This window comes from Klebsiella scottii (assembly GCF_036561945.1).
Lineage (GTDB): Bacteria > Pseudomonadota > Gammaproteobacteria > Enterobacterales > Enterobacteriaceae > Klebsiella > Klebsiella scottii.
Genome location: NZ_JARXNI010000020.1, coordinates 434011 through 460912 on the forward strand (window position 1 = coordinate 434011; position 26902 = coordinate 460912).

The window sequence follows — 26902 nt, forward strand, 5'->3', positions numbered from 1 at the left end:
TTACGCGGAGATTATTTGACCTGTTGACCAGGCTGGGCGCCGCTGTCCGGGCTGAGCAGGAAGATATCTTTCCCGCCAGGGCCCGCCGCCATCACCATTCCTTCGGAGATGCCGAAGCGCATCTTGCGCGGCGCGAGGTTAGCGACCATCACCGTCAGACGACCAATCAGCGCCTGCGGGTCGGGGTAGGCGCTACGGATGCCGGAGAAGACGTTGCGCTTCTCGCCGCCGATATCCAGCGTCAGGCGCAGCAGCTTGTCGGAACCGTCGACGAATTCGGCGTTTTCGATCAGCGCAATGCGCATATCCACTTTGGCAAAATCATCAAAGCTGATGGTTTCCTGCAGCGGATCGTCCGCCAGCGGGCCGGTGGCCGGAGCCGAGAGCGCCTTCACCTCTTCCTTCGATGCCTCTACCAGCGCCTCAACCTGCTTCATTTCGATGCGGTTATACAGCGCTTTGAAGGTGTTGACCTTATGCGCCAGCAGCGGCTGCTGGATCGCATCCCAGCTCAGCTCGCTGTTGAGGAACGCTTCGGCGCGGGCGGTCAGCTGCGGCAGGACCGGCTTGAGCCAGGTCATCAGTACGCGGAACAGGTTGATGCCCATGGAGCAGATAGCCTGCAGATCGGCATCGCGGCCTTCCTGTTTGGCGACTACCCACGGGGCCTGCTCGTCAACGTAGCGGTTAGCCACGTCGGCCAGCGCCATGATTTCACGGATGGCTTTACCGAACTCGCGGCTGTCCCACGCTTCGCCAATGCTTGCTGCCGCATCGGTGAAGGTTTTGTACAGCGCCGGATCGGCCAGCTCAGCGGCCAGCACGCCGTCGAAGCGTTTGGCGATAAAGCCGGCGTTGCGCGACGCGAGGTTAACCAGCTTGTTGACGATGTCGGCGTTGACGCGCTGAATGAAGTCTTCGAGGTTGAGGTCGATATCGTCGATGCGCGAAGAGAGCTTGGCGGCGTAGTAGTAGCGCAGGCTGTCGGCGTCAAAGTGGTTCAGCCAGGTGCTGGCTTTAATGAAGGTGCCGCGCGATTTAGACATCTTCGCGCCGTTGACCGTCACGTAGCCGTGAACGAACAGGTTGGTCGGCTTGCGGAAGCCGCTGCCTTCCAGCATCGCCGGCCAGAACAGGCTGTGGAAGTAGACGATATCCTTACCGATAAAGTGATACAGCTCGGCGGCGGAGTCTTTCTTCCAGTAGGCGTCAAAGCTTTCGCTATCGCCGCGTTTGTCGCACAGGTTTTTGAATGAACCCATGTAGCCGATCGGCGCGTCCAGCCAGACGTAGAAGTATTTGCCCGGCGCGTTGGGAATTTCGAAACCGAAGTACGGCGCATCGCGGGAGATGTCCCACTGCTGCAGACCAGACTCGAACCACTCCTGCATCTTATTCGCCACCTGTTCCTGCAGCGCGCCGCTGCGGGTCCACGCCTGCAGCATTTCGCTAAACGACGGCAGGTCGAAGAAGAAGTGCTCGGATTCACGCATCACCGGCGTCGCGCCGGAAACCACCGATTTCGGCTCGATCAGCTCGGTCGGGCTGTAGGTCGCGCCGCACACTTCGCAGTTATCGCCGTACTGATCCGGTGATTTACATTTCGGGCAGGTCCCCTTCACGAAACGGTCAGGGAGGAACATCCCTTTTTCCGGATCGTAGAGCTGAGAGATGGTGCGGTTTTTAATAAAACCGTTCTCTTTCAGGCGCGAGTAGATAAGCTCCGACAGCTCGCGGTTTTCGTCGCTGTGCGTGGAGTGGTAGTTATCGTAGCTAATGTCGAAGCCGGCAAAATCGGCCTGGTGCTCCTGACTCATCTCGCCAATCATCTGCTCCGGAGAGACGCCAAGCTGCTGGGCTTTCAGCATGATCGGCGTGCCGTGGGCGTCGTCGGCGCAGATGAAGTTGACCTCGTGGCCGCGCATTCGCTGGTAACGGACCCAGACATCAGCCTGGATGTGCTCCAGCATGTGGCCGAGGTGGATTGAGCCGTTGGCGTACGGCAGCGCGCACGTTACCAGAATTTTCTTCGCGACTTGAGTCATAGTGAGCATTACATCTTCTGTTGTAAAAAGGGCTTTTGATATTACCAAAAGGGCACTGGGTGCGCCATAAATGGCTGACCATATATGGATAATCCCCAGCTGTGATAAACTCAATCATTACTGAAAGCATCTCATAACAACAAAGGAGTCGGGATGAATTCGCAATCCCAGGCCAAATCCCCCGAACGTCTACGCGCGATGGTCGCCGGAACGCTGGCTAATTTTCAGCACCCCACTTTGAAGCACAATCTCACCGCGCTGAAGGCGCTGCACCACGTCGCCTGGCTGGACGACACCGTGCATATCGAGATTCAGATGCCGTTCGTCTGGCACAGCGCTTTTGAAGCCCTGAAAGAGCAGTGCAGCGCCGATCTGCTGCGCATTACCGGCGCCCAGGCTATCGACTGGAAGCTGACGCACAGCATCGCCACCCTGAAGCGGGTGAAAAACCAGCCGGGCGTCAACGGCGTGAAGAATATTATTGCCGTGAGCTCCGGTAAGGGCGGGGTCGGGAAATCGTCTACGGCGGTTAACCTCGCGCTGGCGCTGGCGGCGGAAGGGGCCAAAGTCGGGATTCTCGACGCCGATATTTACGGCCCGTCGATTCCTACCATGCTGGGCGCGGAAGATCAGCGTCCCACCTCGCCGGACGGCACCCATATGGCGCCGATTATGAAATTCGGCCTCGCCACCAACTCGATCGGCTATCTGGTGACTGACGACAACGCTATGGTGTGGCGCGGCCCGATGGCCAGCAAGGCGCTGATGCAGATGCTGCAGGAGACGCTGTGGCCGGATCTCGACTACCTGGTGCTGGATATGCCGCCAGGCACCGGCGACATTCAGCTGACGCTGGCGCAGAACATCCCGGTGACCGGCGCGGTTGTGGTCACCACGCCGCAGGACATCGCGCTGATCGATGCCAAAAAGGGCATTGTGATGTTCGAAAAAGTGGAGGTGCCGGTGCTGGGTATCGTGGAGAACATGAGCATGCATATTTGCAGCAACTGTGGTCACCATGAGCCTATCTTTGGCACCGGCGGCGCGCAGAAGCTGGCGGAGCAATATCATACCCAGCTGCTGGCCCAGCTGCCGCTGCACATTCATCTGCGTGAGGACCTGGATAACGGTACCCCGACGGTGATCGCCCGCCCGGAAAGCGAGTTTACCGATATCTATCGCCAGCTGGCAGGGCGCGTGGCGGCCCAGCTCTACTGGCAAGGTGAGGTTATTCCCAGCGAGATCGCCTTCCGCGCGGTTTAACCGCCGCGCGTAAAACAACGCCCGGGACTTCGCTGCGCCATGCGGGAGCAGCAGAAGGACCGGGCGTTTTTCGTTGCGGCTAGCGGCCGCTGCGCGCTGCGTGAGCCTTGCAATCAGTGCTGGTAGAAAATCTCGCCGTCGTAAATTTTGACAATTTTACCTTCAGGCTCGGTGACCAGCACATAGCTGCCGCCCATGTAGGTCCAGTGGGTGTTAACGTCTGGCGCAGGCAGGTGGCGCTGCTGCCACTGCTTAATGGTGTACTCCGGGGTCATATACAGCGCCGGTACGGTATCGCCTACGCGAAACTGCTGGAAGTCGGAGGTGACGCCGTCCAGCTCATATTTCTGCAGATCGGCGGCGGAAACCGACCCAACGACGCCGGCGCTCGCCAGCAGTACGCCCAGAAGCAGCATTTTTGTTTTACGCATAAATTCCTCATTATTATCCTGGACACAAAATCGCAGCCTCGTATCATTCCGAAGCATGACGGCGATGGCAAGTACTGGTTGATTAAAAATGTAAGCAAACGATGGTGCCGGTTACGCGATTCAGCGAACTGCGCCAGTTTTAGGAAAAGTCCGGCGATTCGGAGGTGGGAGTTAATATGTTCAGGCTGGAAGATCTGACGTTATTTGTCCGCGCGGCGGCGCTCGGCAGCTTCAGCGACGCGGCGCGGGAGGTCGGGCAGCAGCCGGCGCAGGTGAGCGCGGCGATTAAGCGTCTGGAGACCACGCTGAATATCCGTCTTTTTGCCCGCTCAACCCGCAGCCTGCGCCTGACCCCCGAAGGGGAGACCTGGCTGCCCTATGCGACGCAGATGCTCGACACCCTGCACGCCGGGCTGCAAAAAATCCAGCTACCGGATGACGAAATCCGCGGCACGCTGCAAATTGCGGTGCCCTCCGACCTTGGGCGCAATCTGCTGCTGACGGTGTTTCGCGCCTTTCGCCAGCGCTACCCGGAGCTCAGGCTGCGCATCCTGTTCTCCGATCATCGCACCGACGTGTTTAAAGATCCGGTCGACGTGGCGTTTCGCTATGGCGATAACGACGACGCCTCGTTTATCTCGCTGCCGGTGGCGGCGGAAAACCGCCGGGTGCTGGTGGCCTCCCCGGCGTGGATCGCCGAACACGGCGAACCGCAGACCCTGGAGGAGCTGGCGCAGCGTAACGCTCTGCTGTACGTGCTGCGCGGCAGGCAGTTCGATCGCTGGTCATTAAGCCTGGCGGGGGAGGTTCAGCACGTGCAGGTTTCTGGCGTTATCGTCAGCGACGATGCGGAAGTGATTCGCCGTCTGGCGATTGCCGGGGAGGGGTTTGCCTACAAATCCTGGCTCGACGTCAGCGACGATATTCGCGCCGGGCGGCTGAAGGTTCTCCTGCCGCAGTATCAGGGCGACCGGGTGCCGCTGAATATGATTTGCCCGCACCGCAAGCAGCTCTCTGCCGCGGTGCGTTTGCTCTATGAAGAGGTGAAGGCCCGCTGCGAGGCGCTGCAGAACCAGCGCCCGGCGCCTTAGTGCCTTACCAGCGTCGCGAAGTAGTAGACCAGCGGGATCGCGAGGATCCACAGCCCTAACGGGATCTCGCGCCACTTTCCGGCAACGGCCTTAATCACGATATAGAACAGCAGCCCGCCGGCGATGCCGGTACCAAAGCTGTTGGCAATAAGGGTGATCATCACCATCATTAACACCGGTAGCCCGTCGGTAAAGTTGGCTAAATCGACCTTGCGCAGACCGCTGAACATATTCAGACCAATCAGGATCAGCGCCGGCGCGGTGGCCTCTTTAGGGATCATCAGCGCAATCGGGGTAAACAGCAGCATCAGCAGGAACATCACCGCCGCCGCCAGCGCCGTCAGCCCGGTTTTGCCGCCCGCTTCGGCCGCCGCGGAGGACTCAATCAGCGCGGTGGCTGCCGGAATACCGACCCACGGCCCGATGGCTGCGGCGATGGAGTCGACCATAAACGGCCGGTTGATGTGCACCATATTGCCCTCCTCATCCAGCAGGCCCGCCTCGCCGCCTACCGCCAGAGTTGTCCCCATGGTGGAGAAGAACTCAGAGGCGAAAAAGATAAACAGAAACGGCAGAAAGGCGATATTCAGCGCGCCGAGCATATCGACGTGACCGAGCACCGGCGTCAGCGAGTGCGGCATGGCGATAAAGCTGGTCGGCAGCCGGGTGACGCCGGCCGGGATCCCCACGAGGGTGGCAACGAGGATGGCCCACAGAATCGCGCCCGGAATGCGCCGCGCCTGCAGCGCAATGGCGAGAAACAGGCCGCACAGCGCCACCAGCGCGCCGGGGGCCAGGAAATCGCCGAGCATCAGGGCGTTGGTTTTCGCATTCGCCAGCACCAGGCCGGCGTTGCGAAAGCCGAGAACCGCCACGAACAGCCCGATGGAGGCCGTTAGCCCCAGCTTGATCGACTGCGGCACCGAGCGGGTCACTACCTCGCGCAGGCCGAATTTGGTCAACAGGAAAAACAGAATTCCGGACCAGCAGGCGATGCCGAGGCCGATTTGCCAGCCGATACCTTCGCTACCGGCCAGGGTGACGCCCACCAGCACCGATCCGCCGATGCCGGGGCCGACGATAAACGGCAGGTTAGCGTAGAACGCCATCAGCAGCGTTCCGGCGACGAAGACCAGAATCGTTCCGGTGGTAACCGCGCCTTTATCCATCCCGCCTACCGCCAGCAGGCCGGGAATAACCACCAGCAGATAGGCGGCGGCGAGAAAGCCGGTGACCCCCGCCAGGCACTCGGTACGCAGCGTACTGCCGCGTGAGTAGAGGGAAAATCGCCGTTCCAGCCAGCTGCCCCGGGTTGATGCAGGAAGTGTGTTGTCAGCCATTATCAGGCTCCGTGGTGATTATTGTTGTTGGTATGCTCCGGGGTTTCCCGGCAGGCTATCAGCGGGTCGACGATCCGGCGGGTGGTGCCGTCGGTCAAACCCAAATCGGTCAAATGCGGCCCGGCGTTACAGGCGAGGCAGGTTCCTTCGATGGCCTTAAACACCCTGTACGGCGGCTCCCAGTCGGCAATCTCGGCGCTCAGATCGCGCAGCTCGCGGAACTGGCGCGCAAGCTCCGCCGCCGGCAGGTCGGAAAGCATCCCGGCAATCGGCATGGCGACATGGGCCAGAATTTCTCCCCGCTGCGCCAGCGCCATGCCGCCGCCGGAGGCGATCAGCCGGTTGGCGGCCCGCGCCATCTCTTCGGCGTCTCGCCCGAGCACCACGAGGTTGTGCGAGTCGTGGGAGTAGCTGGTGGCAATCGCCCCGCGCAGCTCGCCCCAGCCCTCAAGCAGGGCAATCTGCGGCGTCGCCTGATGGCGCCCGTGGCGGTGCTTGACCCAAATCAGGCTGAAGCCGTCGGGCAGCTGGACGCTGCCGTCGCGGATCTGCACCTCAACTTCCCCCCACTGCGTAAAACGCGCGCCGCGAATATGCCGCAGGCGGGCGACGCCGTGGCGAATACCGCCGACCTTGAGGATAAAGTCGTCGGCGCTCAGCGGCGCAAGCTGCAGGGTATCGCGCGGCGGCGTGACGTCGGTGGCCGCAGGAATGGGCTGGCGCAGCTGTCCGTCCCGGGCAATCAGCTTCCCGGCGACATAGACCTCGCGCGCCTGCAGCTTATCCAGCGCGGGGAACACCACCAGGTCCGCGCGACGACCGGCGGCAATCAGGCCTAAATCATTGCGCTGCAGGCGGATCGCCGCGTTCAGCGTGGCGAAGCGCAGGGCATCGGTGGCCGGCAGGCCGTGCCCGATCAGCAGGTTTAGCAGGGCGATAATGCCGCCTTTTTCCAGCAGCATATCCGGCGGCACATCGTCGGTGCAGACGGTGATTTGCGAGGAGAGATGCGGCAGGGTTTTCAGCGCCTTGACGATATCCTCCAGCAGATAGGGGTGCGAGCCGCGAATTTGTAGCGTCAGGCCGGCGCGCAGTTTTTCCAGCGCATCCTCCGCCGAGGTGAGCTCATGATCGGAGGTGACGCCGGCGGCCAGATAGGCCTGCAGATCCGCGCCGTTCAGCCCGCGGGCGTGGCCTTCAATCAGCTTGCCGCTGTTGAGACCCGCCTGGACTATCTCCTGCATCCGCTCGCTGGCGTGCAGCACGCCGTGCATATCCATCACTTCCGCCACGCCGCGCACTTCCGGCCACGCCAGCATGGTGGTCATCTCTTCTCCGGCAAAATCCGCGCCGGACATCTCCAGCCCCGGCGTGGACGGGACGCTGGAGGGGGCGGCGACCATCACCTCCAGCGGCAGATTGCGGCTGGCGGCAACGGCGTAGCGCACGCCCTCCACGCCGAGAACGTTGGCCAGCTCGTGCGGATCCCAAAATACCGCCGTCGTTCCCTGGGCGAGGACGATTTCCGCGTAGCGCTCGGGAGGCAGATGGGAGCTTTCGAGGTGGACGTGGGTATCCATCAGCCCCGGAGAGAGGTATGCGCCCTGCAGGTCGCGGGATTCTGCGGCATCGCTGCGGCTACCGCGCGGGTGGACGCTGGCAATCATCTCTCCGACGATGCCGACGTCGGCGGCGCGGATTTCCCCGGTGACCATATCAACGATCTCTCCCCCGGTGAGTAAGAGATCGAACGGCAATTCGCCCCGGGCGGCCTGCACGGCGCGGCGGCGGTTTTCAGCACTGCTGGACATAACAACTCCGGCACAAGGATAATGGCGATACTCTAGGGGCACAGCAAACGTTTGCCCAGATGAATAAATTTATCGCCCGATAAGCTCGGGTTATTCTGCCTGCTCACTCTCAGCGATGGATAACATGACCGAACCGTGGCAGCGGCTGCCCGCGCTTTCTCTCAAGCAGCTACAGTATTTTGTTACCCTGGCGCAGCTGCGTCATTTTACCGATACCGCCAACCGGCTGGCCATCAGCCAACCGGCGCTGAGCAGCGCGCTGCGGCAGGTGGAGGCGGTGCTCGGCGGCAAGCTGGTGAACCGCACCGCCTCTTCGGTCACGCTAACCGAACTGGGCGCGGCGATCCTGCCCCACGCGCAGCGCGTGCTGAGCGTGGCCCAGCTGGCGTTTGATGATATGCGGCAGATTGTCGAAGCCGGCGGCGACGGTACGGTGCGCATTGGGCTGATGCCGTCGGTCAGCTCGCTGCTTTTTCCCCTGCTGCCGCAGACCCTGGCCGAGACCTTTCCGCGCCTGCGGGTCGAGTTTCACGATCGGGCCAACGACGCGCTGGTGCGCGAACTGCTGAGCGGGCAGATTGATTTCGCCGTGGGCGCCATCGACAGCTCGTTGCCCGCAGAGCTGCAGGTTTATCCGCTGCGCGAGGACCCGTTTGTGGCGGTGCTGCACGGCGACGATCCGCTCGCCAGCCAGCCGCATCTGCCGTGGAAGCTGCTGGCCGGTCGCGATATCGCGGTGTTCTCGAAAGGCAATATCCAGCGGCTGGTGGGGGCGCTGGCGGAGAGCCATCGCCTGACGCTGAATACGCGTTATCAGGTGGACTATATCGAAACGCTGTATGGCCTGGTGCGGTCGCGCCTGGCGATAGCCATTCTGCCCGAGCTCTATACCACCCATTTATGCGATCCGCAGCTGAAGATAGCCCAGCTGCAGCAGCCCGCGCTGAGCCGCACCGTGGCGCTAATGCGCGGGCCGCAGCCGCTACCGCCGCTGATTGAGTCCAGCTTCGCGTTGCTGCTGAGTTCGCTGCGGGAAGTGAATCCGTAATCAGCCCCACTCTTTCGGGGAGGCCGCAGCGGTGGGTCAGGGCAGGTGCTTAATCAGCACGTCCACGCTGAGGTGATTGATGTACTCGAGGGAGCGGGAAGCCATCACCCCCAGCAGGCGGTTGCGGTGGCCGGCAATAATCAAATCGATATTGCGCTGGCGCACGCACTCCTCGACGTCGGCAAAGCGGCGGGCGGTGACCAGCGCCAGCGTCTGCACCGGCAGGGCGACGGTGGTAGCCAGTTCGTTGAGCAGGGCTTTGGCCTGGATCACCTCCTGCGAGACGTCATCATCCATCAGGCTGTCGGAAACGTAGTTCAGCGCCCGATAGTCGGTACTGATATGGGCGATGGTTATCTTCATGGCGTTCTCTTCGGCCATTTTAGCCGCGTGCTGAAGCAGCGGAGCCCCGTCAATGCTGCTGTTAATCAGCACCAGCGCATGGTGATAAACGGACATAGCCCACCTCGGATGGTTATCTGCGCAAAACATTATTCCCACTGCTAATCTTGTGCCCGGGTAGCGGCGAAAGCAAATCGATATGTGCGTAAAAAGGGCAGGGAAATCAGGGCGGGAAGCGCATGTTCCGGGGGCTGGAAAACGGTAAAGCATCCCCCACGAGCGGCGGCGGGGTTAGTCCACTGGCAACCTGCCGTTGATGCAGTGGATTTTAGACGGTACAAACGACGACGCGATTATTAATGTCGGCCTGATTGTCGTCGTTCCAGCCTGCTTGATCGTATTAAAAATTACGGATTCGATAGCGCTATTCGGCATTATCTTAATGAGAAAAGAACGAATAAGATCAACTAAACCGGGCGGTTTCCCGTCCGGTTTTTTTTATGCCTGTGTTTTAGATTCAGCCCGGACCATGACCTCCACCAAATCCACCGCCACCACCACCACCACCGCCACCAGGCCCTTGCATCGGACCTCCGCCACCGCCTCCGCCACCTGGTCCCCACCAGGGCATGATACATCCGGATAAACTGGAGACACTTGCTACTACAAGCACGAAAAGGATTATTTTTTTCATCTTCAACTCCTGAACTGGAGTAGACAGATTATCATTCCGTTATGAATTTCTATTCAGCGTTTTCCTAAATCCAGAGTTGTCAATGACAATCTTCACATTTTCTACATTTTGTAGCTCATTATCTCGACATATCGCGATAGCGCCACCGGGGATGCCGCGTGTTTTGGTTTGCTCTTATGGTCCCCAGCGTGGGTCACTGGCGGGACGTATGCTGTTTTTAGAAAGGTTGTGTCTTTGACTTCCCGATGGCATTATCCTGATCAGAGATTAACGGAATGTTAATCGCAAGTTTTTGATTTTGAATTAAATGACTCGGGGTGCCCTTCCTTGTGAAGGCTGAGAAAAACCCGTACCACCTGATCTGGATAATGCCAGCGTAGGGAAGTCAGAGACCGCAAGGTCGTTGCTTCTTCATCGCCTGGCTGGAGCAAACGATGCAAGCTGAGCAACTGAACCCCGCGCATATCGCGCATCTGCGACATCTTTTTCGCCGCCATTCCCCCCTTATTCACTGCATGACCAACGACGTGGTGCAGACTTTCACCGCCAACGTCCTGTTGGCGATTGGCGCTTCCCCCGCGATGGTGATTGACCCGCAGGAGGCAGGCCAGTTTGCCGCCATTGCCGATGCGCTGTTAATTAATGTCGGAACCTTAACCGTCGACCGCGCCGACGCCATGCGGGCGGCTGTCCGCAGCGCGCAGCAGGCCGGCAAGCCGTGGGCGCTGGACCCTGTTGCGGTCGGCGCGCTCACTCTGCGCAGCGAATTCTGTCGCGATCTGTTAACCCTGCAGCCGGCCGCCATTCGCGGCAATGCCTCGGAGATTATGGCCCTGGCGGGGATGAGCGGCGGCGGGCGCGGGGTCGATACCACCGATACCGCGGCGGCGGCGCTGCCGGCCGCCCAGGCGCTGGCGCGTCAGCTGAATACGGTGGTTGCGGTGACCGGTGAGGTGGATTACGTCACCGACGGCCAGCGCACGCGCGCCGTAAGCGGTGGGGATCGCCTGATGACCCGCGTTGTTGGCACCGGCTGCGCCCTGTCTGCGGTAGTTGCCGCCAGTACGGCGCTTCCCGGCGACCGGCTGGAAAACGTCGCGGCGGCCTGCGGCCTGATGAAGCTGGCGGGCGGGCTGGCGGCCCGTCAGGGCGGCCCGGGCAGCTTTACCCCGGCGTTCCTTGATGCGCTGTACGAGGAGGACCATCAATGAAGCGGATTAACGCCTTAACGATTGCCGGCACCGACCCCAGCGGCGGCGCGGGGATTCAGGCCGATCTTAAAACCTTTTCCGCCCTCGGCGCCTACGGCTGCTCGGTGATCACCGCGCTGGTGGCGCAGAACACCCGTGGCGTGCAGTCGGTGTACCGCATCGAGCCTGATTTTGTTGCCGCCCAGCTGGACTCGGTGTTCAGCGACGTCCGTATCGATACCACCAAAATTGGCATGCTGGCGGAAACGGATATTGTCGAAGCCGTGGCCGAGCGGCTGGCGCGCTACCGGATCGCCAACGTGGTGCTGGATACGGTGATGCTGGCGAAAAGCGGCGATCCGCTGCTGTCAGCCTCGGCGGTGGCGACGCTACGCACCCGGCTATTGCCGCAGGTTTCGCTGATAACGCCAAACCTGCCGGAGGCCGCGGCGCTGCTGGATGCGCCCCACGCGCAGAATGAAAAAGAGATGCTTGAGCAGGGCCGGGCGCTGCTGGCGCTGGGCTGCGGCGCGGTGCTGCTGAAGGGCGGTCATCTGGACGATGCCGAAAGTCCGGACTGGCTCTTTAGCGCCGAAGGCGAGCAGCGCTTCACCGCCCCGCGGATCAGGACCAAAAATACCCACGGCACCGGCTGTACGCTCTCCGCCGCGCTGGCCGCGCTGCGTCCGCGCTACCACGATTGGGGACAAACGGTTGCCGAAGCCAAAGGTTGGCTCTCAGCGGCGCTGGCGCAGGCGGATTCGCTGGAAGTGGGGCAGGGGATTGGTCCGGTGCACCATTTCCACGCCTGGTGGTAAGCCTGATATACTGACGCCAGATTTCAGTCAGGAAAAGACAAATGGAACAGGCGCATACCCGGTTGATTCACCAGCTCGTTGAACGCATGGCCGCGACGGATAACGCGCCGCTGTATATCAGGTTTGCTGACACCATCAAGGACGCCGTGCGCAGCGGCTGGCTGGAGAACGGTAATATCCTTCCCGGCGAGCGCGATTTGAGTCAGCTTACCGGCGTATCGCGTATCACCGTGCGCAAGGCGCTGCGGACGCTGGAAGATGAAGGCGTGGTTACGCGCGCCCAGGGCTACGGCACCCGGGTCAACAATATTTTCGAGTATTCGCTGAAAGAGGCGCGCGGCTTTACCCAGCAGGTTGTGCTGCGGGGTAAAAAGCCCGACACCCTGTGGGTCAATAAGCGGATCGTCAAATGCCCGGAGGAGGTCGCGCAGCAGCTGGCGATTGCCGCAGGCAGCGACGTGTTTATGCTCAAGCGCATCCGCTACGTGGATGAAGCGGCGGTATCGCTTGAGGAGTCGTGGGTTCCCGCGCATCTTATCCACGACGTCGATGCGATCAGCGTCTCGCTGTACGACTACTTCCGCAGCCGGCAGATCCTTCCCCAGCGCACCCGCTCCCGGGTCAGCGCCAGGATGCCGGACGCCGAGTTTCAGTCGCATATTCAGATGGATAGCGCGATCCCGGTGCTGGTGATTAAACAGGTTGCCCTCGATCAGCACCAGCACCCTATCGAATACAGCATTAGCTACTGCCGCAGCGATCTATACGTCTTTGTGTGCGAGGAGTAGGGTTTCGCGATCCGGGGCGCAATCGCCGCCCCGATGACCCACCACCCACGCCGCCACGGCATTCCCCAGCGTCACCGCTTCTTCCAGGCTCCAGCCGGCGGCTAATCCGGCCAGGGTGCCCCCCGCGTGGCTGTCCCCGGCGCCGATGGTATCGACGACCGTCGCCGGGAAGGCTCGGGCCTGTCCGCTCGCCTGCGGGCTGAAAAACCACGCGCCTTCTTTATCCAGGCGGACGATCAGCGGGGCGCGGTACTTTTTCAGCCACCCGGCGCCGAACTCGCTCACCTCAGCGGAGAAGCCGTTAGCCTCGGCGGCAATCTGCGCCTCCTGACGGTTAACGGAAACCAGCGGCTTCAGCGCCATCAGGCGCGCCATTAGCGCCTCGGGGATATCGGCGATTCGCGGACCAAAATCGATAAACGGCGTGACGTCACTCTGCTTCTCCAGCCACGCCACCAGCCGCTCGCCGCTGGGGGAGGCCAGCTGGTAGCCGGAAAGATACACCAGGCCGTTGAGCCCGACATTGAGCGGTATGAGCCAGTCGTCGCACCAGCGGTTTTCGACGCCGCTGAAGGACATAAACGTGCGCTCTCCGTCCGGCTCCACCAGCGCCAGGCACCAGCCGTTGTCGCCGCTGGCGCGGGTTATCACGCTGGTTATCCCCTCCTGCGCCAGGCGATTGCGGATAATTTCCGCCCACACGCCTTCGCCGATGGGCAGCGCGTTTTGCGCCGCGATGCCCAGCCTTTTTAGCGCCACCGCAATATTCAGGGCGCAGCCGCCGACGTTCACGCTCTGCTGCTGCAGTTCGATATCGCAGCCGCGCCACGGCAGGGCGTAAGCGTCGGCAATCACGTCGATCACCGCGGCCCCGATAACCGTCACCGGCCTGACGGCGGTGAGGGTCGCGAGCTTATCGCTCAGCTGACGGCTATTCATTGCGCCTCCCGCTGCCGGCGGTAGCGGCCGAGGGCGTCGGCGTAGCGCGTGAAGTCCAGCTTATTGACCTCGTCCAGACGCGCTTTGAGCCGGCTATCGATGGCTGATATGCCGTTTATCGCCCCGCAAATGGCGGTGGCCATCGCGCCGATGGTGTCGGTATCGCCGCCAAGGTTCGCGCAAAGTACGGCGCAGCGGTTAGGGTCGGCTGCGGCCAGCTCAACCATCGCCACGGCGCAGGGCACGGATTCGATGGTGCTGGTTCCGGCCCCCACCAGCTGATAAAGCTGCTCGCAGGCGGACTCGACTCCGCCCGCGCTGCGTACGGTGCGTAATGCCAGCTCAATGCGCAGGGCCAGCGAGGCGCTAAAGGTCGTGGTACGCTGCTGCTGGGCATGATGGGCGATGGCAGGAAGCGCATCGGCGATGGCGGACCAGCTTGCGCCGTCGACGGCGCGCGAGATGGCCCAGGCGATGACCGCGGCGCCGGCGATGGCTAAATCAGATTTATGCGTCGGGCTGGAGGCGGCGGCAACCTCGTCAATAAAGGCGTCGAGGTTGCCGGTCGGCAGCAGGCATCCCAGCGGCGAGGCGCGCATGGCCGCGCCGTTGGTCACCCCGTTATTCTCCAGCTCGCTCACCGGCGTGCCGCTGCGAATGGCCTTTAAGGCGATTTTTGACGTTGGCCCGAGGACGTTCTTATTAAAGGCGTCAAACTCCTCCGCCCAGCGGAGGATGTGGCGGCCGATGGTATCAGGAACAATCCGGCCGTCGCATTCGATGATGGCATCGGCGAGGCACAGGGCCATCGAGGTGTCGTCGGTGAACTCGGCCTCGGCAAAGTAACAGGCGGCATTATTTTCCGCCGGTCCGGGCAGGAAACGGTCGATCCAGCCAAAGTGGGCCTTAACCCGCGATCTTGGCCAGAGCTCCGACGGCATGCCCATCGCATCCCCTAACGCCTGCCCGTAAAGGGCACCGAGAATACGTTCTGCTTTCATTTGACTTCCTCTTGTGTAAGCGCAGCATCCTGCGCGTCGATCTCAATGGTGGTGATGTCTTTATCCGACTCGCGGAAGAACACCATGAACAGAACGGCGATAACGGCAATCATTATGGCGCCGAACGTCCACATTCCCGCCCAGTTAAAGGTATGACCGTTAACCGGCGATGAGTAGGCAAACATTTTCTCCATCATCACCCCGCCGAGGCGGTAGCCCAGCAGGCTGCCGAACCCCTGGCAGCAGAGGGTGATTAGCCCCTGCGCGGCGTTGCGCATCGCCACCGGCGCCTTTTTATCGACGTAGATGTAGGCGGTGACGTAATAGAAGTCGTAGCTGACGCCGTGCAGCAGAATACCGAGGAACATCAGCGTATAGGTGAAATAGTTATCTGCCGCGCCGTAGACGAAAAAGCCGTAGCGAATGGCGGCGGTAATAAGACCAAGCAACAGAACCTTTTTAATACCAAAGCGCTTAGTGAAGAACGGCAGCGCCAGCATAAAGAAGATTTCAGAGAACTGGCCGAGGGTCATCCAGCCGGTGGCGTTTTTCATCCCCGATTCGCTGAGATAGCCGTTGGCAAAGATGTAATAGAAGGCCAGCGGCATGGCGAAGAGGAACGAGCAGAAGAAAAAGACGAGGAAGTTCCTGTCGCGCAGCATGATCAGCGCGTCCAGTCCCAGCATCACCTTGAGGCTCAGTTTGCCGGTACTCTTCGGCGGCGTATCCGGCAGGCACAGCGCAAAAATCCCCAGCACCAGCGAGCTGCCCGCGGCGATCAGCAGCGGTACGTTGGTGGGCGAGATGTCGCCCAGGCCGAGCATTCCCGGTAAGAAACCGCACACCAGCCCGGAGCCGATCCAGCCGATGGTCCCCATCACCCGAATGCGCGGGAAATCGCGTTCGACGTCGGCGACGTTGGAAAACGCGATGCTGTTAGTTAGGGCGATAGTCGGCATGTAGGTGAGGGAGTAGGCCAGCAGCAGCGGGAAGAAGCCGCTGAAGGTGGTCTGCTGAGCAGCGAAGTACATCAGTATCGCCCCGGCAAACATCAGAATCGCCAGCACTTTTTGCGCAGAGAAAAAGCGATCCGTCAGAGAGCCAACCAGTACCGGAGAGAGAATGGCGGCAATGGCGGTACAGGCATAGGACCAGCCAATTTCGCCGGCGCTGAAGCCGCTTTTACTCAGCCACAGCCACAGAGGAACAAACCACGCTCCCCAGATAAACCACTCAACGAACATCATGAACGACAGCTTTGCTGTAGTTTTCATTTGGAGATCCTTCATGACAGGTAAGGTACGCATTTAGAGTACCACTTGATAATACCTTTGAAATACCATTGAGCTGATTGTTTGAGCAAGCTAACACTTTTTCGTATCTGAATCGTGCCAGCAGAAGTTGCTGAAAAAATGCGATCCCGGCTGGAAAATATGCTAAGTCGGTACCAGGCTTAACCTGCCCAAAAAAGTTGGGTCAGGAACATTGACGCCGGCCGCGGCCGGCCTTACGGGAGTTATTGCTATGACTGATATTACGCAATTGCTTGGCAAAGATGCCGACAGCCTGTTACAGCACCGTTGTATGACTATTCCAGCCGATCAGCTCTATTTACCGGGATCGGATTACGTCGACCGGGTGATGGTTGATAACAATCGTCCGCCGGCGGTGCTGCGTAATATGCAAACCCTGTACAACACGGGGCGCCTGGCCGGCACCGGCTACCTGTCGATCCTGCCGGTTGACCAGGGCGTGGAGCACTCGGCGGGCGCCTCTTTTGCCGCCAACCCGCTGTACTTCGATCCGAAAAATATCGTCGAGCTGGCGATTGAGGCCGGCTGTAACTGCGTGGCGTCGACCTACGGCGTGCTGGCCTCGGTATCGCGCCGCTACGCGCACCGCATTCCGTTCCTCGTGAAGCTAAATCACAACGAGACCCTGAGCTACCCGAACACCTTCGACCAGACGCTGTACGCCAGCGTTGAGCAGGCCTTTAATATGGGCGCGGTGGCGGTGGGGGCGACTATCTATTTCGGTTCAGAAGAGTCGCGCCGCCAGATCGAAGAGATCTCTGCGGCGTTCGAGCGCGCGCACGAGCTGGGGCTGGTCACCGTGCTGTGGGCCTATCTGCGCAATCCGGCATTTAAGAAAGATGGCGTCGACTATCACGTCTCCGCCGACCTGACCGGTCAGGCTAACCACCTGGCGGCGACCATTGGCGCGGATATTGTGAAGCAGAAAATGGCGGAAAATAACGGCGGCTATAAGGCGGTTAACTTCGGTTATACCGACGACCGCGTCTACAGCAAGCTGACCACCGAGAACCCGATCGATCTGGTTCGCTACCAGCTGGCGAACTGCTATATGGGGCGGGCGGGGCTGATAAACTCCGGCGGCGCGGCGGGAGGCGAGACCGACCTGACGGATGCCGTACGTACGGCGGTAATCAACAAGCGCGCCGGCGGCATGGGGCTGATCCTTGGCCGTAAAGCCTTCAAAAAATCGATGGCCGACGGCGTGAAGCTGATCAACGCCGTGCAGGACGTCTATCTCGACGGCAAGGTAACGATAGCCTAGGTATGCCAGTTTGTGTCTCGGAACATGATTTATCGAATGTTCTGGAGCCGGCTGAAACTGCGGGTGTTGTCGGCCTCAAAATCGCTGAGACGCTGCCGGCAGGCCGGGGCAGCCCGCATGGATGCGGGCTGAGGGCCGTGATTTACAGGGACGTTACCTCGGCCCGACCCGACAGCCTGACGGCATCGGTCGAAGGGACCGCGCAGCGGCGATTTTGGCTGGCCGGAGCCCGGGGGTACAGGGGGCGGCGGCGATGGGCCGCCCCCTGTGCGCTCCCTGCGCGACGGGGAACATAGGGCAGGGAAATCGCCGGGGAGCGCAACATCCTGCGGAGCAAGAAAATATCCTCCGCGGTGGCCGCTACTCCCTTATCAGCCTGGCCGCCTGCTGCAGCGCCAGATAAGCCTCATAGCGACGCTGGTGAACCGCCTGATGCTGCGTCGCGCTGAAATAGGTCTTATCCACCCGGGTAAACCGCTTCATCGCCTTCGGCAGCGACGCGCAAACCCCGCCGGCGACGGCGCCCAGAATCGCTGAACCTAACAGCACCGGCTCGCTGCATACGGTGCTCATCACCGGAATGCCGCAGGTATCGGCCAGCAGTTGGCGAACCAGCGGATGCTGCCCCGCGCCGCCGCTAATCACGATATTCTCGCTGCGCACGCCGCAGACCTCCTGGGCATCAAGAATCTGCCTCAGGCCGTAGCCAATGCCGCACAGTCCGGCCACGTACAGCGCCAGCAGATGATCGACATCCTCCTCCATCCCCAGCCCGGCAACGATCGCTCTGGCGTTAGGGTCCGCCAGCGGCGCGCGATTGCCTAAGAATTCAGGCACCACGTGCAGGCCGGCAGCGAGGCGTACCGCCTCGGAGGGGCTCTCCAGGCGGGCCAGCACCCGGTCCGCGAGATAGACCGGCAGCGGCAACCCGGCCTCCTGCGCCAGCTGACGGGCTTCATGCGCCGCCGGATGGAAGCTCAGCAGCCGGTCGATAGCGGCGCCTGCCGCGCTCTGACCGCCTTCATTCAGCCAGAAGCCCGGCACCATCGCCGAGTAGTAAGGGCCCCAGACGCCGGGCACGAAGATGGCCTCCTGCGAGGTGGTCATGGTGCAGGAGGAGGTGCCGAACACGTAGGCCATATTGCTGAGCGCGCCGTCGAGAACCCCAACGGTGCCGATGCCGCCGGCGTGGGCGTCAATCATGCCAACCGCCACCGGCGTGCCGACCGGCAGGCCCATCTGCTGTGCGGCGACGGCGGTAAGGCCGCTGCCGCAGGGCGTTCCCGGATCGACAATGCGCTGGCCGATGCGCGCAAACCCCTCGTCCGCCAGCTCGGCAAGCCCAATCTGGCGGAAGTAGTCGGCATCCCAGCGCTGCTCGTGGGCCAGATAGGTCCATTTACAGGTGACGGTACAGACCGAGCGGGCCTCGTCGCCGGTGGCGCGCCAGGTCAGGTAGTCCGCGAGATCAAAAAAGTGTCGCGCCTGCTGATAAACCTGCGGGCGGTTCTCCTTAAGCCACAGTATTTTTGGCGTTTCCATCTCCGGCGAGATAATGCCGCCGACGTACTGCAGCACCGGGTGACGGGTAGCGTTAATTTTTTCCGCCTGCCCGGTCGCGCGGTGATCCATCCAGACGATGATGTCGCGGTTTGGGTCCTCTGAAGGACCCACCGCCAGCGGCGCATCGTTTTCACCGACCACCACCAGCGAACAGGTGGCGTCGAAGCCAATGCCCGCCACCGAGTCCGGCGCGGCGCCGGAGCGGGCGATCGCGGTTTTAATGCAGCCGCACACCGCCTGCCAAATCTCGCTGCTGGATTGTTCAACCATGCTTCCCGGGCTGCGAAAGAGGGTAATCTCCCGCGTCGCGTGGGCGAGCAGTTCACCATTGAGGTTGAAAATGCCCGCCCGCACGCTGCCCGAGCCGACATCGACGCCAATAATGGTTGGTGTATCGCAGTTCATAGAGCCATCCTTTAGCCAGCCTGATTAAAGAGTTAGAGATCCACGCTGTTAGGCAGGATAACGAGGTCGCGTACGGTGACGTTTTTCGAGCGGGTCACCATAAACAGCACGGATTCAGCCACTTCAATCGGCTGCATCAGGCTGCCGTTGGCCAGCGCTTCCTCCATTTTTTCTTTCGGCCAGTCGTCAAGCAGGGCGGTAACTACCGGGCCAGGCAGGACCGCGCCGACGCGCACGCCGTACTGCGACACCTGGCGACGGGTGGTGTGCACGAACGCCTGAACCGCAAATTTTGAGGCGGTGTAGATAGGTTCCCAGATAACCGGAACCACCCCGGCGATGGAGCTGGTAAAGATGATATCGCCGGACTTTTGCGCGATCAGGTGCGGCAGAACGCTGCGCACGCAGCGGAAGGCGGCGTTGGTGTTAAGGTGGAGCACGCGATCCCACACGTCCGGATCGCCTTCGGCCACCGGCCCGCCGATATAGGCGCCGGCGTTGGCGTGGAAGATATCCAGCCCGCCCGCCAGCTTAAGAATACCGGCCAGAATATTATCGACCTGTTCGCCCTGCATCAGATCCACCTGCAGGGCGAAGGCGTTTTCGCCCAGTTCGGCCACAATCTTATTTAGCTTTTCGCCTTCGCGGTCGATCAGGACTACCTTCGCGCCCGCCGAGAGCAGGGTTTTGGCGCATTCGAGACCGATACCGGAAGCCGCGCCGGTCACCGCAGCGACTTTACCATTGAGAGAAGTATTCATAGAGGATACGGAGTGGTTCATTTTATAATCCTTCACCGGGTCTGTTTTGGTAAATCGATCTGGCCCGTAATAAGCCGGGACCAGCGTTGGAGTCAGGTACTAAATCTTGCTAAGATTTTGAATATCAGCATCATTTATTTATATACGCTGGATACTGAGCGGCGTGCGACCTGGCGCGCCGGGGAGCATAGTGGTTGCTCAATCGATGAAGCTAATGTGCGCCAGCTTCATCGATTGAGCAAGTGGGGAAATTAACAGCGAAATGAATTTGTGACGCAAGTTGGGAAAATGAAAAAAATCACTATCTACGATCTGGCGGAATTATCCGGCGTCTCGGCAAGCGCGGTCAGCGCGATCCTCAACGGTAACTGGAAAAAACGCCGTATCAGCGCGAAGCTGGCGGAGAAGGTTACCCGGATTGCCGAAGAGCAGGGCTATGCGATCAACCGCCAGGCCAGCATGCTGCGCAGTAAAAAATCCCACGTAATCGGCATGATCGTCCCTAAATATGATAACCGCTACTTCGGATCGGTGGCGGAAAGTTTTGAAGAGATGGCGCGCGAACGCGGGCTGCTGCCGATTATTACCTGTACCCGCCGTCGCCCGGAGCTGGAAATTGAAGCCGTGAAGGCGATGCTCTCCTGGCAGGTGGACTGGGTGGTGGCGACCGGGGCAACCAATCCGGACAAAATTGCCGAGCTGTGCCAGCAGGCGGGGGTGCCCACCGTTAACCTTGACCTGCCGGGAACCATTGCGCCTTCGGTAATTTCCGATAACTACGCCGGCGCGAGGGCGCTGACCGATAAAATCCTCGACAACAGCCTGCGGCGTCACGGCAGCCTGGCGCCGCTGACCTTCGTCGGCGGCCGCAGCAGCGACCATAACACCCTTGAGCGTCTGCGCGGCTTTCACGACGCGCATCGGGCGCGCGGCCTGAACGTGCCGGCGGAAAATATCCTCGCTCCCGGCTACTCGAAAGGCAAAGTTGAGGCCAGCATGCTGGCCCGCTTCGGCGCGCCGGATGAACATCTGCAGGGCTTCTTCGTCAACTCAACCATCTCTCTTGAAGGGGTCGTCCGCTGGCTGGCCCAGCGGGGCCTGACCGGCACCGGGCAGCCGCCGATGGGCTGCTTTGACTGGGACCCTTTCGTCTACCTGCTGGGGCACGATATTGACATGGTTCAGCAGAACGTGCCGGCGATGCTGGAAGCGGTGTTCGGCATTATTGATTCCGGCGACGCCGCTAAACAGCTGGTCGAAATCCCGCCGCTGCTGATCGGCAGCCGCGAGCTTATCTGAGCGCGTTGCGGGCGTTAGCGCGTCAGCAGCCAGCGGGCGGTGTGCTCATCGGTCACCAGGCCGTTGATCCAGCCGCCTTTCAGCGCCGCCAGAATTGCCGGACGCTTATATTCGCCGCAGGCTACCGCAATTCGCGGGCAGCGGTTGTGGCGGATATCGTAGCTGGTGATCATCTGGTTGATATTGCTCTCCACCACGCCGCCTTCGGCATCGATAAACCGGCCGAGGATCTCGCCGATCCCGCCCTGGGCCGTTAGCTCGTCCAGCTGCGCCTGATTAATAAATCCGTCCTTGAAGATTGGGCTGTGGGTGCCCAGCGGGCCGATGCCGACGAAAATCACGTCCGCCTGCTGCGCCACTCCGGACACGTTCTGAAACAGGCGGCTGGTGCACCACATCCGGTGCTCATCCGCCGTTTGCGCATAGCGCGGCGCGGGCCACTGGTAATATTTGGCCTGTATTTTCCGCGCCAGCAGCAGGGGAACGTCGTCGTAGTAGTTGCACTGTCCGTCGGCATCCATCGCGCTTATCAGCGCCACGCAGCGCGTGTTCAGGCTGTCGAAATCGATGCGCTGCATGGTTTTCTTCAGCGTCAGCCCGGAGCCAATGCCGATAATTTTGGCCTTATCGTCCTGCAGATAGCGGGCCATCAGCTGGTAGCAGCCGAACGAAACGCTGTCGAGGGTGCTCTCCTCGCTATAGGCCGGAACGATATTGCAGTCGATAAGCCGATATTTTTCCTGCAGCAACTGGGCGTAGTCGAGGCAGTTTGCCACCGGATGATGCAGCCCAATCGAGACGATGCCTTCCTCTTTCGCCGCGGCAATCAGCCGCTGGACCACCGGCCTTGAGGTGCCGAGCTGGCTGGCGATCTCGCTCTGATTCTGGCCGGCAATGTAGTACATCCACGCGGCGCGGACCTTCTGGTCCAGCCTGATGTCATCTTCTTTACTCACGGTTCCCTGCCTTAAGTTTGCGGCCACGGCGATAAGTTCGTCTTTCTGCAGGCCCACTGATTTTGACTATTAGCAGCATTTTGGCTGCGGCTCAGAAAACAGGCAAGCTTTTGCTCTGGTTTGGTCATTTGTAATTTAATTGGGTAATTGCTCTTTTGTGATCTATAGCTCTTATTTGGGTCAAATGATCATCTACAGTGAGCCACATCACTCAAGGAGATCAGAATATGAATCAGCAATACACATGGCTTCACATCGGTTTGGGTTCTTTTCACCGTGCGCATCAGGCGTGGTATCTGCATCGCCTGATCGCCAGCGGCGATCAGCGTTGGCATATCGCGGCGGGCAATATTCGCGATGATGCCGAGCAGGTGGTGCAGGCGCTGGCCGCGCAGGGCGGGCGCTATGTGCTGGAGACCGTCAGCCCGGAAGGCGAACGCGAGTATGAAGAAATCACCTCTATTCAGAAGCTGCTGCCGTGGCAGAAGGGGCTGCAGCCGCTGATTGATGAAGGGGCCAACCCGCAGACTAAGGTCATTGCCTTCACCGTCACCGAAGGGGGTTACTACCTGAATACCAGCCATCGTCTGGAGACCAGCAACCCCGACCTGGTTGCCGATCTGCAGGGCGACTGCCAGACCATCTACGGCACCATCGCGCGTATTCTGGAAAAGCGCATGGCGGATAACGCCGGACCGCTGACCCTGCTGAACTGCGATAACGTCCGCCACAACGGCGAGCGCTTCCACGACGGGCTGGTGGAGTTCCTGCAGCTAACCGGCAGGCAGGCGCTGGTTGAGTGGCTGGCGGCGAATGCGAACTGCCCGAACACGATGGTTGACCGCATTACGCCGCGCCCGGCGGCGGATCTGCCGGCGCGAATCAAAGCGCAAACCGGCATTGACGATAAGGCGCCGGTCATGGGCGAAACCTTCATTCAGTGGGTGGTGGAAGATAATTTCCGCGCCGGGCGACCGAATCTGGAAGCCGTTGGCGTTGAGATGGTGGCCTCGGTTATTCCTTACGAAGAGGCGAAAATTCGTATTCTCAACGCCTCGCACAGCTGCATCGCCTGGGCGGGCACCCTCATCGGCCAGCGCTATATCCACGAAAGCACGCTCACCGAATTCATCTACGCCATTGCCGATCGCTACGTCACCGAAGACGTGATCCCGTGCCTCGGCGATAACGGTATCGACCTTGCGACCTATCGCGACGTGGTGCTCAAGCGCTTTACCAACCCCTACATCCAGGACACCAACCAGCGGGTGGCGGCGGACGGCTTCTCTAAAATCCCGGCGATGATCGCCCCGACCCTGCAGGAGTGCTACCAGCGCGGCGCGCGGCCGGAAGCGACGGCGATGCTCCCGGCGCTGTTCTTCGTCTTTATGGAGCAGTGGCATAAGGGAACGCTGCCGTATCAATACCAGGACGGGATCCTCGACGCGCAGGCGGTGCACGAGATGTTTGAGGCCAGCGACCCGATCGCCGTCTACGCCAAAGACCGGGCGCTGTTCGGCGCGCTGGCGGAGAACGAGGACTTCCTGGCACTGCTGCGCGAGAAGATTGCCGCAGTTTATACGCTGATTAAGTAAGAGGTGGCTATGTACTTAGGGATCGATCTTGGCACGTCGGAAGTGAAAGCGCTGGTCATTGATGAGAACAATGACGTCGTCGCCAGCCATAGCGCGCCGCTGAGCATTCAGCGGCCCCATCCCCATTGGTCAGAACAGGCGCCGCAGGCGTGGTGGGAAGCCACGGAGTATTTGATGACCACCCTGCGGGAAAAGTGCGGCCATCACTGGTCGGCCATCAAGGCGATCGGTCTCTCGGGGCAGATGCACGGTGCGGTGCTGCTGGACGAGCGCGGGGAGGTGATTCGCCCGGCAATCCTGTGGAATGACACCCGCTGCGCCGACGAGTGCCGCGAGCTGGAGGAGGCGGCGCCCGAGCTGCACCAGGTGGCGGGAAACCTGGCGATGCCGGGGTTTACCGCGCCGAAGCTGCTGTGGGTGCGGCGCCATGAGCCGGCCAACTTCCAGCGCACGGCGACGGTAATGCTGCCGAAGGATTATCTGCGCTACCGGATGACCGGCCGGAAAATCTCCGATATGTCGGATGCCGCCGGGACGCTGTGGCTGGACGTGGCGAAGCGCGACTGGTCCGATGCGCTGCTGGACAAGTGCGGCCTGTCGCGCAGCCATATGCCGTCGCTGGTCGAAGGCTGCGAGGTGTCCGCGACCCTCGATCCGCTGGTGGCGGAGCGCTGGGGACTGAACGCGTCGGTGGTGGTCGCCGGCGGCGGGGGCGATAACGCGGTCAGCGCCATTGGCGTCGGGGCGGTCTCTCCGGGCGATGCCTTTATTTCTCTCGGGACTTCCGGCGTGCTGTTCGTGGTGACCGACGCCTATCGTCCGGCGCCGCAGTCGGCGGTTCACGCCTTCTGCCACGTGCTGCCGAACCTGTGGCACCAGATGAGCGTCATGCTCAGCGCCGCCAGCTGCCTGCAGTGGTTCTGCCGTCTCACCGGTACCACCGAAGTCGCTCTGCTGGAAGAGATTGCCCAGCTCAGCGAGGAAGAGAAAGCCAGCGCCCCGTTCTTCCTGCCGTACCTTTCCGGCGAACGCACGCCGCATAACGATCCCGATGCCCGGGGGATGTTTTGGGGGATGACGCACTCCAGCCTGCGCGCGCAGCTGGGCTACGCGGTGCTGGAGGGCGTGAGCTTTGGCATTAACGACGGGCTGCAGGTGCTGAAGGACAGCGGCACGCGGATTGAACAGTGCTCGCTGGTTGGCGGCGGCGCCCGAAGCCCGTTCTGGGCCCAGCTGCTGGCGGATATTCTCGCGATGCCGGTGGTTACCCATAAAGGGGGCGAAACCGGCGGCGCGCTGGGGGCGGCGCGGCTGGCCTGCCTGGCGGCAGGGAAACCGCTGGCTGCGGTGTGCGAAAAGCCGGAAGTCTGGCAAACCTGGCGCGCGACGCCGGCCCGCCATCAGGCCCTGATGCAGCGCTATGCGCAGTTTAAGGCCTTATATCTCAACGACCTGAATTACCGTCAGCGCTAATTATAAATAACATATCCTAAATAATTCGGGCTGCAGGAAGGCGGCGACGCAGGGAATCTCCAGGAGCTTACTTAGGTAAGCGACCGGAGCGAGTGAGGAAGGCAACGCACCTGCAGCCTGAATTATGACGGGTATAACAACCGCCCCGGTGACGCCACCGGAGCGGCATCCTGTACCCTGAAAACGAGGTCATTATGTCCGTAACCAATAAACAGTGGCTTGGTCTGCCCCTGAATCTGATATGGGGATACATTGCTATCGCCGTGTTTATGACCGGCGACGGTTTCGAGCTGGCTTTTCTCTCGCACTATATCAAAGAGCTGGGCTTCACCCCGGCGCAGGCCTCTTTCGCCTTTACGCTGTACGGCCTGGCCGCCGCGCTCTCGGCGTGGATTTCCGGCGTGGTGGCGGAGATCATCACCCCGCAGAAAACGATGATGATCGGCTTCGTGCTGTGGTGCGTGTTCCACGTTCTGTTCCTGGTTTTTGGCCTCGGACACGCTAACTATCCGCTGATCCTGCTGTTCTACGGCATTCGCGGCTTTGCCTATCCGCTGTTCCTCTACTCGTTTATCGTGGCGATTATTCACAACGTTAAAAGCGACAGCGCCAGCTCGGCGCTGGGCTGGTTCTGGGCCGTCTATTCAATCGGCATCGGCGTATTCGGCAGCTACATTCCGAGCTTTACCATCCCGCATATCGGCGAGCTCGGTACCCTGTGGCTGGCGCTGGCGTTCTGCGTCACCGGCGGCGTTATCGCGATGGTCGCGCTGCGCAAAATTGAGACGCCGCGGCATATGCAAAACCTGACCACCCGCGAGAAGTTTGCCGAACTGGGCCGCGCGGTGACGCTGCTCTACAGCAATCGCAATATTCTGCTCTCCAGCGTGGTGCGCATTATCAATACCCTGTCGCTGTTCGGCTTTGCGGTGATTATGCCGCTGATGTTTGTTGATGAGCTGGGCTTCACCACCTCGGAGTGGCTGCAGGTGTGGGCGGTGTTCTTCTTCACCACCATTTTCTCCAACGTGCTGTGGGGGATCTTAGGCGAGAAGCTGGGCTGGATCAAAGTGGTGCGCTGGTTTGGCTGCGTGGGCATGGCGCTGTCGAGCCTCGCTTTTTACTACATTCCGCAGCACTTCGGGCATAACTTCGCCATGGCGCTGATCCCGGCGGTTGCGCTGGGGATCTTTGTCGCCGCCTTCGTCCCGATGGCCGCCGTGTTCCCGGCGCTTGAGCCTAAGCATAAAGGGGCGGCCATTTCGGTCTATAACCTGTCGGCGGGGCTGTCCAACTTCCTCGCCCCGGCGATAGCGGTAGTCCTGCTGCCGTACTACAGCACCATCGGGGTGGTTATCGCCTACACCGCGCTGTACGTGCTGGCGTTCTTCCTCTGCGCGTTTATCCGCGTTGAGCAGCCGGGTTTTAGCCAGCAGCCGGCCGGTAGCGGCAAAAGCGTTGAATTTTCCTGA

Annotated in this window: 23 protein-coding genes and 1 riboswitch; of the genes, 12 read left to right on the plus strand and 11 right to left on the minus strand. The window is 60.9% G+C overall.

Going from position 1 to position 26902, the window contains the following annotated elements; all coding sequences use genetic code 11:
* Positions 1–11 precede the first annotated feature (11 nt).
* Complete coding sequence (gene metG, locus QFI97_RS09815; RefSeq protein ID WP_095100791.1) at positions 12–2045, minus strand: methionine--tRNA ligase; 2034 nt, start codon at positions 2043–2045, stop codon at positions 12–14.
* 153 nt (positions 2046–2198) lie between these two features.
* Between metG and apbC the strand changes: the two genes are divergently transcribed.
* Entirely contained in the window at positions 2199–3308 is a 1110-nt protein-coding gene (gene apbC, locus QFI97_RS09820) for an iron-sulfur cluster carrier protein ApbC (RefSeq protein ID WP_095100793.1), read from the plus strand.
* Positions 3309–3421: 113 nt separating this feature from the next.
* On the opposite strand, the gene QFI97_RS09825 is transcribed toward apbC, so the two are convergent.
* Entirely contained in the window at positions 3422–3739 is a 318-nt protein-coding gene (locus QFI97_RS09825) for an RcnB family protein (RefSeq protein WP_095100795.1), read from the minus strand.
* Positions 3740–3915: 176 nt separating this feature from the next.
* Here QFI97_RS09825 and QFI97_RS09830 point away from each other — a divergent pair, with 176 nt between their 5' ends.
* Entirely contained in the window at positions 3916–4830 is a 915-nt protein-coding gene (locus QFI97_RS09830; RefSeq protein WP_331834694.1) for a LysR family transcriptional regulator, read from the plus strand.
* Here QFI97_RS09830 and QFI97_RS09835 read toward each other — a convergent pair.
* Both QFI97_RS09835 and QFI97_RS09840 read right to left on the minus strand, forming a co-directional pair.
* Complete coding sequence (locus QFI97_RS09835) at positions 4827–6170, minus strand: NCS2 family permease (RefSeq protein ID WP_095100799.1); 1344 nt, start codon at positions 6168–6170, stop codon at positions 4827–4829. The genes QFI97_RS09830 and QFI97_RS09835 overlap by 4 nt on opposite strands.
* Positions 6171–6172: 2 nt before the next feature.
* Entirely contained in the window at positions 6173–7981 is a 1809-nt protein-coding gene (locus QFI97_RS09840; RefSeq protein WP_346431022.1) for an adenine deaminase, read from the minus strand.
* Positions 7982–8105: 124 nt separating this feature from the next.
* On the opposite strand from QFI97_RS09840, the gene QFI97_RS09845 reads away from it, so the two are divergent.
* Positions 8106–9029 (plus strand): LysR family transcriptional regulator, encoded by a 924-nt coding sequence (locus tag QFI97_RS09845; protein WP_346431023.1) that lies wholly within the window; start codon positions 8106–8108, stop codon positions 9027–9029.
* A 36-nt stretch (positions 9030–9065) separates the two neighbouring features.
* On the opposite strand, the gene QFI97_RS09850 is transcribed toward QFI97_RS09845, so the two are convergent.
* A complete protein-coding gene (locus QFI97_RS09850) occupies positions 9066–9488 on the minus strand; it encodes a universal stress protein (protein WP_346431024.1) in 423 nt (140 codons plus the stop codon).
* Between the two features lie 199 nt (positions 9489–9687).
* Here QFI97_RS09850 and QFI97_RS09855 point away from each other — a divergent pair, with 199 nt between their 5' ends.
* The 4 genes from QFI97_RS09855 (at position 9688) to QFI97_RS09870 (ending at position 12861) form a co-directional block, all read left to right on the plus strand.
* A complete protein-coding gene (locus tag QFI97_RS09855) occupies positions 9688–10017 on the plus strand; it encodes a hypothetical protein (protein WP_346431025.1) in 330 nt (109 codons plus the stop codon).
* 351 nt (positions 10018–10368) lie between these two features.
* A riboswitch (TPP riboswitch) is annotated at positions 10369–10465 on the plus strand.
* A 34-nt stretch (positions 10466–10499) separates the two neighbouring features.
* Positions 10500–11276 carry a hydroxyethylthiazole kinase gene (thiM, locus tag QFI97_RS09860; protein ID WP_346431026.1) on the plus strand — a complete coding sequence of 259 codons (777 nt, stop codon included), beginning with the start codon at positions 10500–10502 and terminating at the stop codon, positions 11274–11276.
* Entirely contained in the window at positions 11273–12073 is an 801-nt protein-coding gene (gene thiD, locus QFI97_RS09865) for a bifunctional hydroxymethylpyrimidine kinase/phosphomethylpyrimidine kinase (RefSeq protein WP_095100823.1), read from the plus strand. Before thiM ends, thiD begins: the two co-directional genes overlap by 4 nt.
* Before the next feature lie 41 nt (positions 12074–12114).
* Positions 12115–12861 (plus strand): GntR family transcriptional regulator, encoded by a 747-nt coding sequence (locus tag QFI97_RS09870; protein ID WP_315298428.1) that lies wholly within the window; start codon positions 12115–12117, stop codon positions 12859–12861.
* On the opposite strand, the gene QFI97_RS09875 is transcribed toward QFI97_RS09870, so the two are convergent.
* From QFI97_RS09875 to QFI97_RS09885, 3 genes are read right to left on the minus strand one after another with little or no spacing between them, the layout of a single operon-like run.
* Complete coding sequence (locus tag QFI97_RS09875; protein WP_331834690.1) at positions 12835–13800, minus strand: PfkB family carbohydrate kinase; 966 nt, start codon at positions 13798–13800, stop codon at positions 12835–12837. The genes QFI97_RS09870 and QFI97_RS09875 overlap by 27 nt on opposite strands.
* The gene (locus QFI97_RS09880; protein ID WP_346431027.1) at positions 13797–14801 is read right to left on the minus strand and encodes an ADP-ribosylglycohydrolase family protein; all 1005 of its coding nucleotides are present in this window, start codon (positions 14799–14801) and stop codon (positions 13797–13799) included. Before QFI97_RS09880 ends, QFI97_RS09875 begins: the two co-directional genes overlap by 4 nt.
* Positions 14798–16075 (minus strand): nucleoside permease, encoded by a 1278-nt coding sequence (locus QFI97_RS09885; protein WP_346431028.1) that lies wholly within the window; start codon positions 16073–16075, stop codon positions 14798–14800. Before QFI97_RS09885 ends, QFI97_RS09880 begins: the two co-directional genes overlap by 4 nt.
* Before the next feature lie 250 nt (positions 16076–16325).
* Between QFI97_RS09885 and fbaB the strand changes: the two genes are divergently transcribed.
* Positions 16326–17378, plus strand: coding sequence for a class I fructose-bisphosphate aldolase (fbaB, locus tag QFI97_RS09890; protein WP_095101355.1), 1053 nt, complete (start codon positions 16326–16328; stop codon positions 17376–17378).
* Positions 17379–17738: 360 nt separating this feature from the next.
* Here fbaB and QFI97_RS09895 read toward each other — a convergent pair whose 3' ends face one another.
* Positions 17739–19346: an FGGY-family carbohydrate kinase gene (locus tag QFI97_RS09895; RefSeq protein ID WP_346431029.1), complete on the minus strand. Its 1608-nt coding sequence runs from the start codon at positions 19344–19346 to the stop codon at positions 17739–17741.
* Between the two features lie 32 nt (positions 19347–19378).
* Entirely contained in the window at positions 19379–20128 is a 750-nt protein-coding gene (locus QFI97_RS09900) for an SDR family oxidoreductase (RefSeq protein ID WP_189339866.1), read from the minus strand.
* A gap of 267 nt (positions 20129–20395) precedes the next feature.
* Here QFI97_RS09900 and QFI97_RS09905 point away from each other — a divergent pair, with 267 nt between their 5' ends.
* Complete coding sequence (locus tag QFI97_RS09905; RefSeq protein ID WP_346431030.1) at positions 20396–21406, plus strand: LacI family DNA-binding transcriptional regulator; 1011 nt, start codon at positions 20396–20398, stop codon at positions 21404–21406.
* Between the two features lie 14 nt (positions 21407–21420).
* Here QFI97_RS09905 and QFI97_RS09910 read toward each other — a convergent pair whose 3' ends face one another.
* Complete coding sequence (locus QFI97_RS09910) at positions 21421–22362, minus strand: sugar-binding transcriptional regulator (RefSeq protein WP_095101359.1); 942 nt, start codon at positions 22360–22362, stop codon at positions 21421–21423.
* Between the two features lie 227 nt (positions 22363–22589).
* Here QFI97_RS09910 and dalD point away from each other — a divergent pair, with 227 nt between their 5' ends.
* The 3 genes from dalD to QFI97_RS09925 all read left to right on the plus strand — a co-directional run bounded on the left by dalD (position 22590) and on the right by QFI97_RS09925 (position 26902).
* Positions 22590–23957, plus strand: a complete 1368-nt coding sequence (gene dalD, locus QFI97_RS09915) for a D-arabinitol 4-dehydrogenase (RefSeq protein WP_346431031.1) — start codon at positions 22590–22592, stop codon at positions 23955–23957.
* 9 nt (positions 23958–23966) lie between these two features.
* Positions 23967–25430 carry a xylulokinase gene (gene xylB, locus QFI97_RS09920; RefSeq protein ID WP_346431032.1) on the plus strand — a complete coding sequence of 488 codons (1464 nt, stop codon included), beginning with the start codon at positions 23967–23969 and terminating at the stop codon, positions 25428–25430.
* A 194-nt stretch (positions 25431–25624) separates the two neighbouring features.
* Positions 25625–26902, plus strand: coding sequence for an RbtT/DalT/CsbX family MFS transporter (locus QFI97_RS09925; RefSeq protein ID WP_095100841.1), 1278 nt, complete (start codon positions 25625–25627; stop codon positions 26900–26902).

Excerpts from the sequence above, each read along its gene's own strand:
- fbaB (WP_095101355.1), top strand. The coding sequence starts at position 16,326 with ATGACTGATATTACGCAATTGCTTGGCAAAGATGCCGACAGCCTGTTA.
- apbC (WP_095100793.1), top strand. The coding sequence starts at position 2,199 with ATGAATTCGCAATCCCAGGCCAAATCCCCCGAACGTCTACGCGCGATG.
- QFI97_RS09840 (WP_346431022.1), bottom strand. The coding sequence starts at position 7,981 with ATGTCCAGCAGTGCTGAAAACCGCCGCCGCGCCGTGCAGGCCGCCCGG.
- QFI97_RS09835 (WP_095100799.1), bottom strand. The coding sequence starts at position 6,170 with ATGGCTGACAACACACTTCCTGCATCAACCCGGGGCAGCTGGCTGGAA.
- QFI97_RS09875 (WP_331834690.1), bottom strand. The coding sequence starts at position 13,800 with ATGAATAGCCGTCAGCTGAGCGATAAGCTCGCGACCCTCACCGCCGTC.
- QFI97_RS09895 (WP_346431029.1), bottom strand. The coding sequence starts at position 19,346 with ATGAACTGCGATACACCAACCATTATTGGCGTCGATGTCGGCTCGGGC.
- QFI97_RS09825 (WP_095100795.1), bottom strand. The coding sequence starts at position 3,739 with ATGCGTAAAACAAAAATGCTGCTTCTGGGCGTACTGCTGGCGAGCGCC.
- QFI97_RS09880 (WP_346431027.1), bottom strand. The coding sequence starts at position 14,801 with ATGAAAGCAGAACGTATTCTCGGTGCCCTTTACGGGCAGGCGTTAGGG.
- QFI97_RS09855 (WP_346431025.1), top strand. The coding sequence starts at position 9,688 with ATGCAGTGGATTTTAGACGGTACAAACGACGACGCGATTATTAATGTC.
- thiD (WP_095100823.1), top strand. The coding sequence starts at position 11,273 with ATGAAGCGGATTAACGCCTTAACGATTGCCGGCACCGACCCCAGCGGC.
- QFI97_RS09925 (WP_095100841.1), top strand. The coding sequence starts at position 25,625 with ATGTCCGTAACCAATAAACAGTGGCTTGGTCTGCCCCTGAATCTGATA.
- thiM (WP_346431026.1), top strand. The coding sequence starts at position 10,500 with ATGCAAGCTGAGCAACTGAACCCCGCGCATATCGCGCATCTGCGACAT.
- QFI97_RS09900 (WP_189339866.1), bottom strand. The coding sequence starts at position 20,128 with ATGAACCACTCCGTATCCTCTATGAATACTTCTCTCAATGGTAAAGTC.
- QFI97_RS09885 (WP_346431028.1), bottom strand. The coding sequence starts at position 16,075 with ATGAAAACTACAGCAAAGCTGTCGTTCATGATGTTCGTTGAGTGGTTT.
- QFI97_RS09830 (WP_331834694.1), top strand. The coding sequence starts at position 3,916 with ATGTTCAGGCTGGAAGATCTGACGTTATTTGTCCGCGCGGCGGCGCTC.
- xylB (WP_346431032.1), top strand. The coding sequence starts at position 23,967 with ATGTACTTAGGGATCGATCTTGGCACGTCGGAAGTGAAAGCGCTGGTC.
- QFI97_RS09850 (WP_346431024.1), bottom strand. The coding sequence starts at position 9,488 with ATGTCCGTTTATCACCATGCGCTGGTGCTGATTAACAGCAGCATTGAC.
- metG (WP_095100791.1), bottom strand. The coding sequence starts at position 2,045 with ATGACTCAAGTCGCGAAGAAAATTCTGGTAACGTGCGCGCTGCCGTAC.
- dalD (WP_346431031.1), top strand. The coding sequence starts at position 22,590 with ATGAATCAGCAATACACATGGCTTCACATCGGTTTGGGTTCTTTTCAC.
- QFI97_RS09870 (WP_315298428.1), top strand. The coding sequence starts at position 12,115 with ATGGAACAGGCGCATACCCGGTTGATTCACCAGCTCGTTGAACGCATG.
- QFI97_RS09845 (WP_346431023.1), top strand. The coding sequence starts at position 8,106 with ATGACCGAACCGTGGCAGCGGCTGCCCGCGCTTTCTCTCAAGCAGCTA.
- QFI97_RS09905 (WP_346431030.1), top strand. The coding sequence starts at position 20,396 with ATGAAAAAAATCACTATCTACGATCTGGCGGAATTATCCGGCGTCTCG.